The organism is Sulfuricurvum sp., from assembly GCF_049305995.1.
In the GTDB taxonomy this organism is placed as follows: domain Bacteria; phylum Campylobacterota; class Campylobacteria; order Campylobacterales; family Sulfurimonadaceae; genus Sulfuricurvum.
Window position 1 is genome coordinate 1 of record NZ_JBAQPS010000180.1, and the last position, 2,161, is coordinate 2,161.

The window sequence follows — 2,161 nt, forward strand, 5'->3', positions numbered from 1 at the left end:
GCACTGGTAATGATCTATCTCATCCTCGCCGCATTGTACGAATCGCCTCTGCAACCGCTCATCATCATGAGTGCGTTGCCGCTGAGCTTTACGGGGGCATTTATCGGTCTATGGGCGGCAGGGATGAATATGTCGCTCTTTAGTATGATGGGGCTGATGCTTCTGCTGGGACTGGTCGGAAAAAACTCTACCCTCGTCGTCGATGCCGCAAACCGCCTCCAAGACGCGGGGAAACCGCTCGATGAAGCCATCGTCGAAGCGGGACTTTCTCGTCTACGCCCGATTTTGATGACCACTACGGCGATGTGTTTCGGAATGCTCCCCCTCGCCCTCTCGGTCGGGGAAGGCTCAGGGGTCAAAGGACCGATGGGGGTTGCCGTCATCTGCGGATTGCTCCTATCGACACTGACCAGTCTCCTCGTTGTTCCGGCACTTTACAAAGCCCTTGCACCACTCGATGCGAAAATTCGTAAGTTGTATACGATTAAAAAAGAGCCGACAGAATGACCGTTGACGATTTACAGCACCTTTTACAAACAAATTCCACTACCGTGACCGAAGAATACACACGCCTCTTTCACGGACGCGGAAATACCTATGGTGCTTATCGATTTCTCACCATCGACAGTGTGAATAAAGTACTCTTCGCTGTGCTGTTTGAAGCGAACAAAGAGGAAGAGGCGATTATCTCTATGTTACACGATTTCTATACCTCTGAGGGAAAATGGGACGCATTAGTATTACAGCAGCGATATCTCCCCACATCCCCCTCAACCGTTATCGCGGGAGAGTTAGCTCAAGAAACTTATGCCATAGAGAACACCCTCAAATATCATGTCAATTTTCAGAGTGCACAAAACATCGGTTTCTTCCCCGATATGAAACGCGGTCGGGAATTTATCCGTAACCATGCAAAGGGTAAAAACGTCCTAAACCTCTTCTCCTACACCTGCTCGTTTTCCGTTGTCGCTATGGATGCAGGAGCGCATAGCGTTGTCAATGTCGATATGAACAAAAATGTCCTCACGATGGGGAGAGAAAATCACCGTCTTAATGGACTCAATACGAAAAATGTGGAGTTCATGCCCTACAACATCCTCAAATCATGGAGCCGCATCCGTAAAAGCGGTCCTTATGATCTCATCATCATCGATCCCCCCAGCTTTCAAAAAGGCTCATTCGCCGCAACATCTGATTATGAGAAGATTATCCGTCGACTCCATGAGTTCACAGCGCAGGAGTGCATCGTCCTCTCAGCGCTCAACGCTCCCGAACTGGAGTGCGAATTTATCAAAGCCCTATTTCGTGAAAATGCACCTGAATTTGAGTATGTCGAGAGATTGGAGAATTTAGAGAGCTTCCCCGAAATCGAGGAAGAGCGAAGTTTGAAAAATTTGGTTTTTAGAAAAATCATTTAAATGAAGCTATCTTAATCCTTTTATAGCATGTAGAGTTTATTACTTTATCTAACAAAAGCAAGCTTTTTTTAATTTTATAGTATTCTTATCTAGCAATATTATTTATATTTGGAATACATTATGATCAAAATCGATAAGCCAGTAATACGTAAATATGTCTTTGCTGGATTAATATTATGGTTAATCCAAATAATAGCTATGGGGCTTATTACCTATTATTGGAGCCATACTCTTAAACAACTGCATCTCAATAAAGAATTTCAAGTTTATTCTACCGGAATAGACGCATTAAGGGTTAAATACGACACTATCACCCATATGACCTATAAAAACTCTATCAATTCTCCTCAAATTGCTTTTCTAATGTATAAAGCAAAACATGCTAATCTTAAAGAAAGACATCAATACAGAGATCAACTCTATACACAACTTGAAGCTACCTATCAAAATCTTAAAACAAATAATATCCGTCAACTCCACTTTCACCTACCTAATTCCGTTAGCTTTTTACGTTTTCACCGTCCAAAAAAATTTGGTGATTCCCTTAAAGGTGTACGAGCTACCATTGATCTAGTTAATGTAACACATAAACCTGTTTCAGGCTTCGAAGAAGGACGTATATTTAATGGATTTCGACATGTATTTCCGATTTTTTATCATAAAGAATTCGTAGGTACTGTCGAAATTTCTTATTCTTTTGCTGCTATCAAAGAAATAGCTGAAAGACTTTATCGCGTACATTG

3 protein-coding genes are annotated in these 2,161 nt (G+C 42.2%); all 3 read left to right on the forward strand.

What is annotated here, in order from left to right; genetic code table 11:
• The coding region (locus WA010_RS06185) for an efflux RND transporter permease subunit (RefSeq protein WP_422556271.1) at positions 1 to 507 on the forward strand (507 nt) is incomplete at its 5' end.
• Positions 504 to 1,418, forward strand: a complete 915-nt coding sequence (locus WA010_RS06190) for a class I SAM-dependent methyltransferase (RefSeq protein WP_422556272.1) — start codon at positions 504 to 506, stop codon at positions 1,416 to 1,418. The genes WA010_RS06185 and WA010_RS06190, both read left to right, overlap by 4 nt.
• A 120-nt stretch (positions 1,419 to 1,538) precedes the next feature.
• A partial coding sequence (locus WA010_RS06195; RefSeq protein WP_422556273.1) for a cache domain-containing protein occupies positions 1,539 to 2,161 on the forward strand: 623 nt, incomplete at its 3' end.

Excerpts from the sequence above, each read along its gene's own strand:
- WA010_RS06190 (WP_422556272.1), top strand. The coding sequence starts at position 504 with ATGACCGTTGACGATTTACAGCACCTTTTACAAACAAATTCCACTACC.